This is a genomic window from Flavobacterium sp. JAS (assembly GCF_020991455.1).
Classification (GTDB): domain Bacteria; phylum Bacteroidota; class Bacteroidia; order Flavobacteriales; family Flavobacteriaceae; genus Flavobacterium.
This window is the reverse complement of sequence record NZ_JAJMOX010000002.1, coordinates 209810-224190: the sequence shown is the minus strand read 5'-3', so window position 1 is coordinate 224190 and position 14381 is coordinate 209810. Positions and strand designations below refer to the sequence as shown.

Sequence of the window (14381 nt, the reverse complement as noted above, 5' to 3'; positions counted from 1 at the left end):
AAGCTTATTTATTATTTTAGGTTCTTTTGCAATATATGAACAACCTCGATACCGCTTAGAGTTCTCTTTGCAGATTCAAAATTTTTAAAACCTAAACCATTTAAAATCCTCCACCTTATAAAACGATGATCTTATTCTGCTATGTTATTAAGATATTATGGTGAAATACCTCTAAATTACATTTCAAATGAATAAATCATATGTTAGAATCAAAAGAATTATCTCTTAATTGTGAGATAGTTTTTTAGATCTAATTTGTCTGTTCTCGACACTCATTTCTATTGAAAACAACTTGAACGGAGCAAAATCGTCATTAAACACTAATACACTTTCAGTAATAATATTAAGGTAATTTAATACTAAAACTTGCGTATTTTTATCTAAGTTTTTAGATACGTACCTCATACTTTTGGGGAAAAAATGTTCATTTTTACAAGTATAAACTAAATCAGTATGATTAATGTTAAAACAAGTTACGGATTATTAAATAAAAAATATATCCTATTATTATCTGTCCTGATTTGCAATTTGCAATTAGTATATAGCCAAGATATCGTGTCTTCAACGTTAGATAAAAATGAAATAAAAAACTTATCTAATCTTTGTAAAGTATGGGGATTTCTTAAATACTATCATCCTAATGTCGCTAAAGGAAATTTTAATTGGGATGAACAATTACTGACTATTATTCTTAAAATTGAAAAAGCAACAAGTAACGAAGCTATATCTAAAATCTACATAGACTGGATTGACTCTCTGGGAGAAATCAAAACATGTCGTTCCTGCAAAGATGTTAAGTCTAAAGAATATTTTGATAAAAATTTCAATCTTTCCTGGACACAAAATACTGAAGTATTTTCTAATGAACTTTCAAAAAAATTAAAACAAATAGAAGACAATAGATTTCAAGGGAAAAATCATTATGTCTCTACCGGAAAAGCTGATAATGTAGAAATAATCAATGAACCAAAATATGAAAATTTTGAGTTTCCAGATGAAAATCATCGATTGTTAAGTTTGTTTAGATATTGGAATGTTGTTGAATATTTTTATCCCTATAAATATAAAACTGATAAAAATTGGGATGAAGTTCTAAGTGAGATGATCCCAAAGTTTAAGAATGCCAAAAATACGACTGAATATCATTTAGCAATGCTGGAAACGACTGTCAAGCTTGACGACTCTCATGCAACTTTTTACACAGATCCTATTTCTGATTTTTTTGGAAGAAAATATAGTCCGGCATTTTTCAATATGGTGGAAAATAAATTAGTAATTACTAGCTTTTTTAAAGATTCATTAGCAAAACAAAATGATTTAAAAATTGGAGATGTTATAGAAAAAGCAGAAGGAATAGATGTGAAAAAAATAATTACAGCTAATCAAATGTATATTAGAGGATCTAATAATAAGGTGAAGGATTCTCACAGTGGCTTTTTTGTAACGACTGGAGTAACAGATTCTATAAAATTAACTATTAAACGTGGGGATAACGAGATTATTAAAAACTTTGGACGCTATGAGATAAAAGTTTTAAGAGGTGAATTCCCTAAAAATAAGGAAAAATATAAAATTTTAGATAATAATATCGCATATGTTGATATGAGTTATTTGGAAATGAAGGACGTTGATAAAATGATGTTAGATCTTAAATCAACAAAAGCAATTATTATTGATTATAGAGAATATATGAAGTTTACCCCCTTTATGATAGCAAGAAGATTGATTCAAACTAAAAAAGAGTACGCAAAAATTATAAAACCAGATCTTTCTTATCCTGGAAGGTTTATTTGGGAACCAACCGAGACAATTCCGCCTAAAAAAAATCACTATTATGCTGGTAAAGTTGTTGTTTTAGTTAATGAAAGTACTCAAAGTGCATCAGAATATGCAACTATGTTATTACAGACAGGTGATAATGTAACGACAATAGGCTGTCAGACTTCCGGAGCGGATGGTAATGTTTCCTATAATGAATTTTTGGGCTATAAATCATTGATCACCGGATTAGGTGTGTTTTATCCAGACGGAGGTGAAACTCAAAGAGTGGGAATAAAAGTTGACGTTGTTGTTCATCCCACTATTAAAGGCATTCAGGAAGGAAGAGATGAAATTCTTGAAAAAGCGTTAGAGTTTGTAAAAAAGTAAAAATTAATTAATATTAATCCTTAAATATAATAACAATGAAGTTAAACAACAGGAATTCTCTTTGGCTAATTTGATCAAAAAATCAACAGTAAACGTTTAATAAATCCCGGATAATTTGTCTTTAATTGTTCCTTGACACTAATTATTTTTTCTATAATTAAGCCTATTTTTTCATAAATATCATTTGCTTTTATTACATAATCAAAAGCGCCAAACCTTAAAGCGTCAACTGTAGTTTTAGTGTTTTCTCCTCCAGAGATTATAATCACATATATATCAGGATTATATTGCTTGATTTTTTTAAGCACTTCAAATCCATTAATATCCTCTAGGTTATGATACAGAAAAATGATATCCGGATTTTGATGTAAATTATCAATACAATCTCTAGTATTTGTATAATAGGTAATATCCGTAAAGTTCATATTCATCAGGTATTGTTTGTATACATTAGCACAAAAAATATCCTCATCTACTATGAAAAATTTAAATTGAGGTTGATTATCCATATTATCCTATTTATATCTGATAACAGGTAATCCATAGTCGAGCCAAAAAAACAAACACCTATAAACAAACAACTTACACCTTTACAAATAAGTGTGATTTTCCAAAAAGTAGAAAGTTTTCCATTTTTTGGAAAATTAATCTAAAATTTCTTCTTGCAACTGCTCAACAACTATAAGCAAGGTTTGTTTTATTTGAAAAAATAAATGGGTGATCTTTTCCTTAACAGGTGCTTCTTTTGTGATTTTCTCCAGAATATTAATTTCATCTTTAATACCTACTATTCCCATGCTTTCGATACTCGGCTTGATCTTATGAATAAGTTGATTCACCAATAAAAAATTATCTGAACGCATCGCTGCTTCGGCCTTTGGAAGTATTTCCTGTATCTGATCGATAAAAATTAGAATCATTTTTGATACAAATTCTGAATTGCCTCTACTAATTTTTTGCAAGATCTCTAAATCGTAGAGTTTCTCATTGCTCTGAAGAACAGGCTTATCTATATTATTAAATTCTTTATTGGTAAATCTTGAAATGGTTTCTACCAAATCAAATTCTTCAAAAGGTTTGGTAATATAATCATCCATACCGGCATTTTTACATTTTTCTACTTCACTTTTAAAGGCATTGGCAGTAAGGGCAATTATTGGCGTTTGTAGTTGCAACTCTTCCCGTATTTTTATAGTGGCTTCAATACCGCCCATTTCAGGCATTTGAACATCCATCAGGATAATATCAAATTTCTTGTTTTTTAAAATTTCAATCGCTTCTAAACCGTTTGTAGCTTCAGTTACCTGACAATTAAAATAATTCAGAGAATTAATAGCAACCATCCTGTTGATAATATTATCTTCTACTAATAAAACAGTAATTCCTGAGATATCAACATTAATCTCATCTTGAACTTTTTTAACATTATTGATATCTCCTTTTTCAAAGTTTAATATAAAACTAACTGTGGTCCCCACGCCTTTCTCGCTCTGAACCTTAATCTCACCTTTCATCAATTGAATCAATTCCCGAGTAATGGCCATTCCTAAGCCTGTGCCTCCAAATTTTCTGGTTATGGCTTTATCCTCTTGAGAAAATTTATTAAAGATAATATCTGCAAAACCTTGCTCCATTCCAATTCCGGTATCCAGTACAGAAATTTGCAGTCTCTGAAAGGTTTTGGTATCTTTTACAATTTCACATTTCAAATATATTTTTCCTTTATTTGTAAACTTCAAAGAATTACCAACCAGATTAAATAAAACTTGCTCTAATCTTAAAAAATCTCCTTTTAAAACAGCATTAATATCTTGTGAGATCTGCGAGATAAGCTTTAGGCCTTTTTTCTTGGCAAGGGGCTCAAGAACTGCAACTACATTATTAATTACGTCTTTAAAAATAAAATCTTCTTCTTCAAGAGACATCTCCCCAGCCTCAATTTTAGATATATCCAGTATATTATTAATGATCGATAGTAAATGTTTTGAAGCTACGGTACTATTCTCTACATACTTTTTTTGCAAATCAGTAAGTTGCTGTCTTTCCAATTCGCGCAAGAAACCAATTATACCATTAAGTGGCGTACGTATTTCATGACTCATATTGGCTAAAAAAATCTCTTTAGCTTTTGAGGCTTGCTGAGCCTTAATTTTCTCATTCTCCAGTTCTTCCTCCATCTGTTTCTGCTCGGTAATATCAAGATGAATCCCAATAGAACCAACCAGATTCCCTTTATCATCATAATTGGGTGCTCCTCCAATAGCCCACCATCTTAACTCCCCTCTTTTATTTTTAACAGGCATTTGATACACATCAGAAATTCCCTGCTCACGCAATTTATTCTTAGCTTTTAACTTTTCGATATTTTTTCCAAGTACAAAGGTCTTGGAAGGATTCGAGCCAATGAGTTCATCAATTTCAAATCCTGAGATATTGGCAAAACTTTGATTTGCGTATCGAATTATTTCATTCTTATCCACTTCGATAAGTCCTAAATTCATGTTGGCAATAATATTTCGATATTTTTCTTCCTGAAACCTTAGTTTAGTTTCAACTTTTTTTCGCTCTGAAATATCCTGAATAAAGGAGCAAAAAAATACTTCCCCATTTTGTTCTATGGGTATAATTGAAATTTCCACAGGAAATTCATGTCCCATATTATTAACTGCCGGGAGCTCTATTTGCTTGTTTAAAACAGGCCCTCTACCCCTGCCCGTCTCTGTATAATATTCAAGCCCTTCCCGATGTCCTTTTTGATGTCGTTTAGGAATTATAGTTTCATTTAATGTTTTACCCAAAACCTCTTCCTTTCTCCAGCCAAAAATAATTTCGGCCTGTTTATTCCAAAAAGTTATTTTTCCGGTAATATCAATGGTGATAATAGCATTAAATGAAGAATTCATTATAATACGATTACGCTCTTCACTTTGTTTTAATAGATTTTTACTTTTAATTCTTTGTGTCACATCCGTAGATTTCCAAAGATGTCCAATACATTGATTTTCAACAAAAATAGGAATATAATCTCTTTCAAAAAAACGATTATCTACCGTTTCAAGTACTTCACCAATTACAATTTCTTTTTTTAATAAAACTTCATTTATCCTTTTTTTATAAGTAGAACTGTCTTTAAACAATGCTTTAGCCTCATTTATATATTCATTTGTTTTTTTACCAATCATTTCATCTGGAGAAGCATTGATATTGCGTATATCGCATAAATACTGATTAACAAATAAAATAGTATCGTTATTGTCTACAACTAAAATTCCTGATTGTAAATTCCCTAATAATGTCTTTAAGAATTGGACGGTTTCAAATAATTTTTTTTCAGTTTCTTTTCTTTTGGTAATTTGTTCCCCTACATATTTTGAGATAAAAAGAAGATCATTTTTTTCCTCTTCGTTTATTGATCCATAACCATGATCTAACTCTGTAAGACTTTCATAGAGATTTAAAATAGACTGTTGTTTTAATTCATATTCTTTTTTTAAATTCTCATTAACCTCGTTGTATTCTTTTTCACTCTCTTTAAATGAATGATCCATTAAATCCTTGTCTCTCTCAAAGGATAAATAAGAGTCATTAACCGTTTTTATAAACAATTGAAATGAAGGATCATCCTGAAGACTCAGAGGTATATTTTTAGTAATTTGTCTTTGCAAAAGTTTATGAATATCCATAACTAATCGATTTCATTAATACAGGTAATAGTCATTGTTTGGTTGTGAAGGATACAATCGCCAAATGGTTTGAGGGGTGAGATCTCTCCATAGGAGTAAAAACCAGAAAGAATTGTTTTGTCACCAAAAATATAAGAAACAGCTTCCACTTCCTCGTCTATTCTGGTTCCCAGGATTAATTTTCGTCCAACACAACTAATTAAAAGAGCCAGTTTTGGATTAAAACTATTTACCTCTAAACAAGAGGATGCTGCTCCGCTTGCGGCATCTATTAATCTGTCAAAATTGGCTTTCATAAAACGCACCTTACTGCCTTTTGGCACATCACCTGCAAAGGTCATGGTTTGATTCGTTTCATCTATTGATAAAATGGTTCTTACAATTGGCTCGTCAACTCCGTCAATCTTAATTGACAAGGGAAAAAGTAATGCAGAGCCCGGCAATTCTTCAGCATATTTTCCTAAATAAATTTTATAGAGATCCAATACATTCTTTCCATCAATTTCGTATAAAACATTGCTTTCAGATTTGGTCACTATTCGCTCTAATCCAAAACTTTCCCACCCTCCTAAAGATCCATGAGATACAAGTAATTTTTCGCCATAAAAACCAATACCTATAATTTTACCCTGTATTGGAGCTGTATTCAATCCTACAACAGTTTTTTCAAATCGTGAGCCGTCACCAGCGAGCCCTCCCACAATTAATACCTCTTCTTTTTTAACCGCATTCATTCCATTGACTAACTCACTTCCGTTTACTTTGCCACCATCTGAGAGTATTAGAACCAATTTTAAATTCTCCTGATCAAATTTACCAATTAGAGAAGACCCCGCCTGAAAACTATCCTCAAAAGCAGTTATATCAACCTCGTAAGTTTTGATTAGAGTTGAAGAAAATTTAATTGCAGTGAGAGATATCGTATTATCTAAAACTTCATTTTCATAAATCTCACCCGCTGAAGAGCACAAAATCAACTGTGCATCTGGAAATTTCTTTTTTAACTGATCAAAAACCTTCTGATCTGATAATAAATCTCTTGAACCAAAACCTAAAACTAAGTCCAAATCATTGAAATCTAAATTATCATTATTGAATTCTCGCACAAAAGAATTGTTTTCAAATAAAACTGTAGCTACTTTCATTTAAATCATTTTTTTTAGTTTGACTCGATTGAATTAAGTTATAAATCGTAGATTTTCCAATGTCTAATTGCTTGGCTGTTTTGATAACGTCTTCATTATTTTTTCTTAAGTAATGCAATATAATTTCAGAGGTAAACTCTTTTAAAGTTTTATCCTCAGACAAGAAAAAATCACTGTCTTTTATACTGGCAAAAGTTAAATCTTCAACACCAATTTCATTGTTCTCGCACATTACACAAGCTAGCTCTATGATGGATTTAAGCTCTCTTATATTTCCGGGAAATTTGTACTTGAGTAATTTATCTTTAGCCTCTTTTGAAATACTAATTGTTTTCAATTTGTTTTCTTTTGTAAAAAGATCAATAAAATGCTTTGCAAGGAGTAAAACATCGTGACCTCTTTCTCTTAAAGGCGGCAGTTCTATAGGAAGTCCTACAATTCTATAATAAAGATCTTCTCTGAAGGTTCCTTTTTTTACCTCTTCTTTTAAATCTTTGTGAGTGGCAATTATCAGCCGTACATTAAACTTAATAACTCCTTTTCCTCCAAGTCTTGTAACTTCTCTTTCTTGCAATGCCCGAAGCAATTTACTTTGAAGGTTTAAATCCAGTTCAGCAATTTCGTCCAGAAAAATTGTGCCTCCATCTGCCTGTTCAAATTTACCAATCAATCTTTGAATCGCTCCGGTGAAAGCTCCCTTTTCATGACCAAAAAACTCACTCTCAATCAATTCCTTTGGAATGGCCGCCATATTTAAAGCTACAAATGGTTTGTGTTTTCGATCAGAGTTATAATGTATAGCCTTAGCTACCATTTCTTTACCGGTACCAGTCTCTCCGGTAATAGACACATTTATGTTTGTGGTTAATGATTTATTAATTTTATTTAAAACAGCTTTTATTGCCGCACTTTGCCCTAATATGGTCTTCTCAAAGCTAAATTTCTGCTCTAACTTTTCTTTTAATTCCTCTACCTCATCAATAAGACTTAAATTTTCCCTGATTTTAATAATCGAATTCCAAAGCAACTCTTTGGTATAAGTATTCTTTACAATATAATCTCTGGCTCCTGATTTCAAAAAATTGACAGCCACCTCAATTTCTTCCTGACCGCTTATAACAATAATTGGAATTTTATTATTTGTCTGATGGATTTTTTTAAGCAACAAATCGCCGGTTATATCCGGCAGACCAAAATCCAAACAAATGATATTGGGATTCTCAAACAGGTTGTCCAAACATTCCTTCCCATTCTTAAATAAAAACACTTCAAAATCAGGATTTAATTTTAAGTGGTATTTTAAAGTCTCTCCAAAAAAAGGGTCGTCTTCAACTAAGAAAATTTTAAATGATTTCATCTTCAGCCATTTAAGTTTTTACTCCTACCAAACTACAAAAAAAATCCTACATATCTACTTTTAAACGATAGTTATTGCATTTCAACGAGATTATTTTATCATTTGTCCAAAATTTTACTACCTGATTTTCAAATAAACCCCAAAAAAATTAAATACTATAAAATTTAGAATCATTCTAATACCTTCATATTGATTACTTATGATATTTTGAAGTAATTTTATATGTATGTAAGACTTTTAAAGCGATTCTTAAAGACCTAGATAGAAAAACTGATAGGTTCAATAATTAAAAACAACAGCATTCTTTGAAACTTTTAGGATACGCGTATGGAAATCGAAAAGCATTATATAAACAGAAGCGGATGGCTAAGGGCCGCAGTATTAGGGGCAAACGATGGAATTCTATCCACCACAAGTTTAGTTATTGGAGTTGCCGCAGCAAGTACTTCCAGAGAGCCTATTTTACTAGCTGCAGTAGCTGGCCTGGTCGCGGGCGCCTTATCTATGGCTGCCGGTGAATATGTATCAGTGAGCTCTCAGTCTGATATAGAGTCAGCTGATTTAAAAAGAGAAAGCTATGCCCTTGATAACATGCCTGATGAGGAACTAGAAGAATTAATCGATATTTATATTCAAAGAGGACTAAATCGTGAACTGGCCAAAGAAGTTGCTACCCAATTAACAGCACATAATGCGCTGGAAACTCATGCACGAGATGAATTAGGCATTAATGAAATTACACAGGCCAATCCTCTAACGGCTGCTTTTGCATCAGCTACATCATTTATTATTGGAGGTTTACTGCCTCTTTTGGTAGCTATTTTCGCCCCCATAAAAGAAATGATATTTTTCCAATATGGTTTTTCGATTCTCTTTTTGGCTCTCTCCGGAGTATTGGCCGCTAAAGCCGGAGGTTCACATACAATAAAAGCGGTATTGCGAATTTGTATTTGGGGAACCTTTGCAATGGGGGCTTCTGCACTTGTAGGTTATCTCTTTGGAGTTCAAACTAACTAAGAGCTAATTTGTTTTTCATTCGATAAAAAAATTAATGTAATCTTAAGCAAATTAAAAAAATAAGACAAACAACAATTCGTTATTTCGTAAAGATCTAAAAACAGGACTTTAAAAATGAAACTAATTACTTTGTTCCTTTTATTGACAGTACTTCCTATAAATTGGGAATCTGACTTTAACAATGCAAAAAAAATTGCAAAGGAAAAACACGAATTAATTCTACTGAACTTCTCCGGTTCAGATTGGTGTGGTCCTTGTATTGTTCTTCGCAGGGATTATTTGGAAAGTCAGGTATTCGCTGATATGGCCAACTCAAATTTAATTCTGGTAAATGCTGATTTTCCAAGAAAAAAGAAAAACATTGGTACACCCCAGCAGGTAAAACGTAATGAAGATTTAGCCGAAATTTATAACAAAGAAGGAAGTTTTCCGCTTACCCTTCTTCTGGATGCCAAGGGAAAAGTACTCAAAACCTGGCATGGAAGACCCGAAACTACACCTGAAGAGTGGACGGCAGAAATCAAAGCAATTTGTGAAAGCCAAAAATAACATACTTAAGACTCAGAAATATTCGCAATCCCTTAAACTCATGGGAAACAACTTTACCATTACAGTTGTGGCCCACAATGAGAAACTAGGAAATGAGAATATCAATCTTGCCATTGAAGAAATCAGAAGAATCGAAAAACTGCTTACTACTTATAAAGAAGACAGTCAAACTAATCTAATTAATGAAAATGCTGGTATTAAACCTGTAAAAGTAGATAAGGAAGTTTTTAGTCTCATTGAAAGATGCATTGGAATTTCAAGAATCACTCAGGGAGCATTTGACATTTCTTATGGAAGTCTTGACAAAAGTCTTTGGAATTTCGACAAAACAATGACCAGTCTTCCTGATGCACTCACAGCAAAAAAAATGGTTCATTTAATTGACTATAGAAACATTATTCTGGACAAAGAAGATACTACTATATTTTTAAAGGAAAAAGGAATGCGAATTGGTTTTGGCGGAATAGGAAAAGGATATGCAGCGGAAATGGCAAAACAACTACTGCTAAAAAATAATGTACAAAGTGGTATTATTAATGCCAGTGGCGATCTTTCGGCTTGGGGATTACAGCCAAATGGTACAAAATGGACCATTGGTGTGGCTGATCCGGACTCTCCAAATGCAGCATTCTCTTATATGGAAATATCCAACAAGGCCGTGGCTACTTCGGGAAATTACGAGAAATTCGTCACAATAAACGAAAAAAAATATTCGCATACCATCGATCCAAAAACAGGACTGCCTATAACAGGCATTAAAAGCGTGACTATCATAGCCTCAAATGCCGAATTTGCCGATGCCATGGCAACTCCAATTGCTGTAATGGGAATCAAGGCAGGTTTGTATTTAATAGATCAAATACCCGATTTATATTGTATTATAATTGACGACAACAACAAAATTTACACTTCAAAAAACATTCGTCTGAAATGAAAAAGCCAAAGCATCAAAATCTCGTACTGTTAGGCAGCATTGCTTTTACAGGCATTATGCTCACCTCATGCACTTCGGTTAAAGAATACCAAAAAGGAAAAATCAATGATTCTGAAATGGTACTTTCTAACAGAAAAATAGAAAAGACAGAACTAAGTTTTCAATCCTACCGAGAAGGAGCTTCCGGAGCAAATGCAGGAAAAAGCGGCGGTGGCTGTGGTTGCAATTAATTTTCATCAGATTATAAAATGAAAAGAATATTCATTACAGGATTTGCTTTATTGGCACTATTTCAGGTAAGAGCACAAAATGTTCCTACTGATTCAACCAGTTACAAAAGCAAAAAATTAAAACTCGAAGAAGTAAATTTAGTCTCAAGTTACTACAGTCAGGATGGAAATAACTCTGCTGTTACCGGAGGAATTGGTTCTGAGCATTTGACAGATATTGCCAATACCATAGATGTTAAACTGGTAAAATATGGCCAAACAGGAATCAAACATACTTTTGATATCGAGGCTGGTATTGACCATTATACTTCTGCATCTTCAGATATGATTGATCTTAGTGCCAATTCGTCTGCTTCCTCTTCAGACAATCGCTTTTATCCGTCTCTGACTTATTTTAGAGAAAATGAAGAAAAAGGCAGAACACTGGGAATTGGCGTTTCATCATCAACCGAGTTCGATTATCAATCTTTTGGAGGGAATCTTAGTTTCTCTCAGAAAACAAAAAATAAAAATGGTGAATTTACTGCCAGGTTTCAAACCTTTATTGATCAATTAAAATTAATAGAGCCCGTTGAACTTCGCCCGCCAGGTCAGGAAGGCTACGGCAGTGCCAACCGAAATACTTTTGCAGGAACCTTAAGTTACTCTCAGGTTATAAACAAAAATCTGCAAGTAATGCTTGTAGGAGATGTTATCAGCCAAAATGGTTATTTAAGTCTTCCTTTTCACAGGGTTTATTTTGCTGATGGATCAGTACATCAGGAAAAAATGCCGGATACCAGACTAAAAATTCCACTAGGAATCAGGGCCAGCTACTTTTTAGGAGACAATATAATTATTAGAGCTTATTACAGATATTATACTGATGACTGGAGTCTAAAAGCACATACTGCTGATCTTGAAATACCGGTAAAATTAACCCAGGCATTCTCATTGAGTCCATTTTACAGGTATTATACCCAAACAGGAACAAAATACTTTAAACCATACCAAGAGCATACTGCTGCTGATCAATATTACACCAGTAACTATGATTTATCTAAGTTTGACAGCAGTTTCTTTGGAATGGGAATGAAATTTACGCCTCTTAATGGCGTTTTTGGCCTGAAACACTGGAATACCTTAGAAATTCGTTATGGCCATTATACCAGAACTACCAATATGACATCTGATATTATTAGCATTAACATTAAATATAAATAAAACCATTTAAACAAACCGGGTCTAAAAAATATTAGATCCAGTTTGTTTTATTGATAAATCATAAAACTTTGATTATTTAAAACATAAATTACAGCATTAATTTTAAACAAATTAATTTAAAATTTTACTTCAAAAATAGTAGAAGCTGTTTTTTGTTTTACGGTACTTTCAATATTTATAAAAACAGCTTGTATTTAATCAGCTTTGAATTTGCTATTCAAACCTAGCATCAATAACAACGTGACAATTACGCAAGAAACTATTCCTTCAAAAAACAAGCAAATCGCATAAGTGGGTACAGAGGGATTTCCTCCAAACATAAAAGTTCTTGATAATGTTTTAACATAGGCATCCCCGCCTTTTGCATAACTATAAATAATCAGTCCTATTATACTAAAGACAACCCCCGAAAAAGAAGTTACCGTTGCAGATACTGCATTGGAAACAAAAATGGTTTTGCCCTCTGCAATATTCATTTTTAAGGTTCTGTTGGCACCGTACAAAATGAAAAGTACGTTTAACAATCGTAGATAAAATAGATGAGAAAGACCTAAAAATTCCATTAATAAAAAGAAAACAGCGATTCCCAAAAAGATATAAAATCCGTTAATTAGTTCTTTAGGTATTTTCATGACAGCCCTTTTTTAATTTGTATTAAGTTAAATAAAAATGGAGATCAAAAATTCTACTATTCCATTATAAGATTATAAAATTTCCATTATTAATTCAAAAATAATCTCGGCGATAGTTTCAGTAAATATTGAGCTTTCTCATTTGAATGAAAAAGGATATTGAAGGTTGATTGAAACAATTAAGTTCAGGACAATATTATTAACAAAATTACTAATAAAACACTCATTACACAACAGTTACAAACAAAATCACGTTATAATATTATAAAAAAAATTATAATAAGATGTAAACTCCCATAATCTCTTTTTTATAGCTTTAATATTCGTTTTACCCTAAGGATCGATAAATCATTTTAATAAGATGCAACTAAGAGAAATCATAGTAGAAAAAATTCGAAATAAAGGCCCTATTTCTTTCTGTGATTTCATGGAAATGGCACTTTATTACCCCAAGTTGGGATATTACACTTCTCAAAGGGATAAAATAGGAACCGAAGGCGATTATTATACAAGCTCCAACCTTACCCCTCTCTTTGGAGCTATCATAGGGCGCCAACTTGAAGAAATGTGGGAAATAACACAAAAAGAAGCATTTACCATTGTTGAATATGGGGCCGGCACGGGAAAACTTTGCCATGACATCCTGGATTATCTTAAAAACAATCCCGGGTTTTATGACAAGCTGCAATACTGCATTATAGAAAAAAGCCCTCAGATGCGCCAAAAAGAAAAAGCGTACCTACATGAAAAAGTAAATTGGTATAATTCCATCAGTGATATCCCTAAATTTACTGGCTGTATCCTCTCTAATGAATTGATAGATAATTTTGCTGTACATCAAGTACTCATGCAAGAGGAACTAAAGGAAATTTTTGTGGATTATAAAGATGGTTTTATAGAATTGCTTAAACCTGCCACAAAAGAACTCAGGGATTATCTCGATGAACTGGGTGTGGTATTGCCAAAAGGATTTCGCACAGAAATAAACTTGCAAGCCACTGAGTGGATACAAGAGATTGCTTCGGCTTTAAAGAAAGGCTTTATCATTACTATCGATTATGGTAATCTATCATCGGGTTTATATGGTAAAGAAAAAAGTTGTGGCACCATTGTATGTTATAACAAGCATACGATAAATGAGAATCCTTACCGGGACATTGGAAATCAAGATATCACATCACATGTTAATTTTTCAGCACTTTGTCACTGGGGCTTAAAAAATGGGCTTGTATGTTGCGGACTCACAAATCATGCTGATTTTCTATTGGCACTGGGATTTAAAGAACTTCTTAGAAAATCTGTCTCTTTTGATCAGGACTCAATCAGAAAAGAAATTTTACTAACCCATACCCTGCTAATGGATATGGGGCAGAAATTCAAAGTACTCATACAAAAAAAAGGAGTTGCAAATGGGCAGCTTTCAGGTCTGAATTTCCAATCAACTAAATAAAGTACCTCCTATTATATCACATAAAGATTGCTA

13 protein-coding genes are annotated in these 14381 nt (G+C 32.6%); 7 read left to right on the top strand and 6 right to left on the bottom strand.

Annotation, left to right across the window (positions count from 1 at the left end):
- Positions 1 to 225: 225 nt before the first annotated feature.
- A complete protein-coding gene (locus LPB88_RS03150; protein WP_230712341.1) occupies positions 226 to 405 on the bottom strand; it encodes a hypothetical protein in 180 nt (59 codons plus the stop codon).
- 48 nt (positions 406 to 453) lie between these two features.
- On the opposite strand from LPB88_RS03150, the gene LPB88_RS03145 reads away from it, so the two are divergent.
- Complete coding sequence (locus LPB88_RS03145) at positions 454 to 2148, top strand: S41 family peptidase (RefSeq protein ID WP_230712340.1); 1695 nt, start codon at positions 454 to 456, stop codon at positions 2146 to 2148.
- Between the two features lie 74 nt (positions 2149 to 2222).
- On the opposite strand, the gene LPB88_RS03140 is transcribed toward LPB88_RS03145, so the two are convergent.
- From LPB88_RS03140 to LPB88_RS03125, 4 genes are all read right to left on the bottom strand, one after another.
- A complete protein-coding gene (locus LPB88_RS03140) occupies positions 2223 to 2657 on the bottom strand; it encodes a response regulator (RefSeq protein ID WP_230712339.1) in 435 nt (144 codons plus the stop codon).
- Between the two features lie 135 nt (positions 2658 to 2792).
- Positions 2793 to 5831, bottom strand: a complete 3039-nt coding sequence (locus LPB88_RS03135) for a PAS domain S-box protein (protein ID WP_230712338.1) — start codon at positions 5829 to 5831, stop codon at positions 2793 to 2795.
- A 2-nt stretch (positions 5832 to 5833) separates the two neighbouring features.
- The gene (locus LPB88_RS03130; protein WP_230712337.1) at positions 5834 to 6976 is read right to left on the bottom strand and encodes an FIST signal transduction protein; all 1143 of its coding nucleotides are present in this window, start codon (positions 6974 to 6976) and stop codon (positions 5834 to 5836) included.
- Entirely contained in the window at positions 6951 to 8333 is a 1383-nt protein-coding gene (locus tag LPB88_RS03125; protein WP_230712336.1) for a sigma-54 dependent transcriptional regulator, read from the bottom strand. The genes LPB88_RS03130 and LPB88_RS03125 overlap by 26 nt, the downstream gene beginning before the upstream one ends.
- 327 nt (positions 8334 to 8660) lie before the next feature.
- Between LPB88_RS03125 and LPB88_RS03120 the strand changes: the two genes are divergently transcribed.
- From LPB88_RS03120 to LPB88_RS03100, 5 genes are all read left to right on the top strand, one after another.
- Positions 8661 to 9350: a VIT family protein gene (locus tag LPB88_RS03120; protein ID WP_230712335.1), complete on the top strand. Its 690-nt coding sequence runs from the start codon at positions 8661 to 8663 to the stop codon at positions 9348 to 9350.
- A gap of 114 nt (positions 9351 to 9464) precedes the next feature.
- On the top strand, positions 9465 to 9899 hold the full coding sequence (locus tag LPB88_RS03115) for a thioredoxin family protein (protein ID WP_230712334.1): 435 nt from the start codon (positions 9465 to 9467) through the stop codon (positions 9897 to 9899).
- Between the two features lie 40 nt (positions 9900 to 9939).
- Positions 9940 to 10833 (top strand): FAD:protein FMN transferase, encoded by an 894-nt coding sequence (locus LPB88_RS03110; RefSeq protein WP_230712333.1) that lies wholly within the window; start codon positions 9940 to 9942, stop codon positions 10831 to 10833.
- 56 nt (positions 10834 to 10889) lie between these two features.
- A complete protein-coding gene (locus LPB88_RS03105; protein WP_370635814.1) occupies positions 10890 to 11063 on the top strand; it encodes a DUF4266 domain-containing protein in 174 nt (57 codons plus the stop codon).
- An 18-nt stretch (positions 11064 to 11081) separates the two neighbouring features.
- Positions 11082 to 12266 carry a DUF3570 domain-containing protein gene (locus LPB88_RS03100; protein ID WP_230712331.1) on the top strand — a complete coding sequence of 395 codons (1185 nt, stop codon included), beginning with the start codon at positions 11082 to 11084 and terminating at the stop codon, positions 12264 to 12266.
- A 194-nt stretch (positions 12267 to 12460) separates the two neighbouring features.
- Here the strand turns inward: LPB88_RS03100 and LPB88_RS03095 are convergent, their stop codons facing one another.
- Positions 12461 to 12898 (bottom strand): hypothetical protein, encoded by a 438-nt coding sequence (locus LPB88_RS03095; protein ID WP_230712330.1) that lies wholly within the window; start codon positions 12896 to 12898, stop codon positions 12461 to 12463.
- A 361-nt stretch (positions 12899 to 13259) separates the two neighbouring features.
- Here LPB88_RS03095 and LPB88_RS03090 point away from each other — a divergent pair, with 361 nt between their 5' ends.
- Entirely contained in the window at positions 13260 to 14348 is a 1089-nt protein-coding gene (locus LPB88_RS03090; RefSeq protein WP_230712329.1) for a class I SAM-dependent methyltransferase, read from the top strand.
- The last annotated feature ends 33 nt before the right edge of the window (positions 14349 to 14381 follow it).

Coding starts and splice junctions, on each gene's coding strand:
- LPB88_RS03150 (WP_230712341.1), bottom strand. CDS start 405: ATGAGGTACGTATCTAAAAACTTAGATAAAAATACGCAAGTTTTAGTA.
- LPB88_RS03145 (WP_230712340.1), top strand. CDS start 454: ATGATTAATGTTAAAACAAGTTACGGATTATTAAATAAAAAATATATC.
- LPB88_RS03140 (WP_230712339.1), bottom strand. CDS start 2,657: ATGGATAATCAACCTCAATTTAAATTTTTCATAGTAGATGAGGATATT.
- LPB88_RS03135 (WP_230712338.1), bottom strand. CDS start 5,831: ATGGATATTCATAAACTTTTGCAAAGACAAATTACTAAAAATATACCT.
- LPB88_RS03130 (WP_230712337.1), bottom strand. CDS start 6,976: ATGAAAGTAGCTACAGTTTTATTTGAAAACAATTCTTTTGTGCGAGAA.
- LPB88_RS03125 (WP_230712336.1), bottom strand. CDS start 8,333: ATGAAATCATTTAAAATTTTCTTAGTTGAAGACGACCCTTTTTTTGGA.
- LPB88_RS03120 (WP_230712335.1), top strand. CDS start 8,661: ATGGAAATCGAAAAGCATTATATAAACAGAAGCGGATGGCTAAGGGCC.
- LPB88_RS03115 (WP_230712334.1), top strand. CDS start 9,465: ATGAAACTAATTACTTTGTTCCTTTTATTGACAGTACTTCCTATAAAT.
- LPB88_RS03110 (WP_230712333.1), top strand. CDS start 9,940: ATGGGAAACAACTTTACCATTACAGTTGTGGCCCACAATGAGAAACTA.
- LPB88_RS03105 (WP_370635814.1), top strand. CDS start 10,890: ATGCTCACCTCATGCACTTCGGTTAAAGAATACCAAAAAGGAAAAATC.
- LPB88_RS03100 (WP_230712331.1), top strand. CDS start 11,082: ATGAAAAGAATATTCATTACAGGATTTGCTTTATTGGCACTATTTCAG.
- LPB88_RS03095 (WP_230712330.1), bottom strand. CDS start 12,898: ATGAAAATACCTAAAGAACTAATTAACGGATTTTATATCTTTTTGGGA.
- LPB88_RS03090 (WP_230712329.1), top strand. CDS start 13,260: ATGCAACTAAGAGAAATCATAGTAGAAAAAATTCGAAATAAAGGCCCT.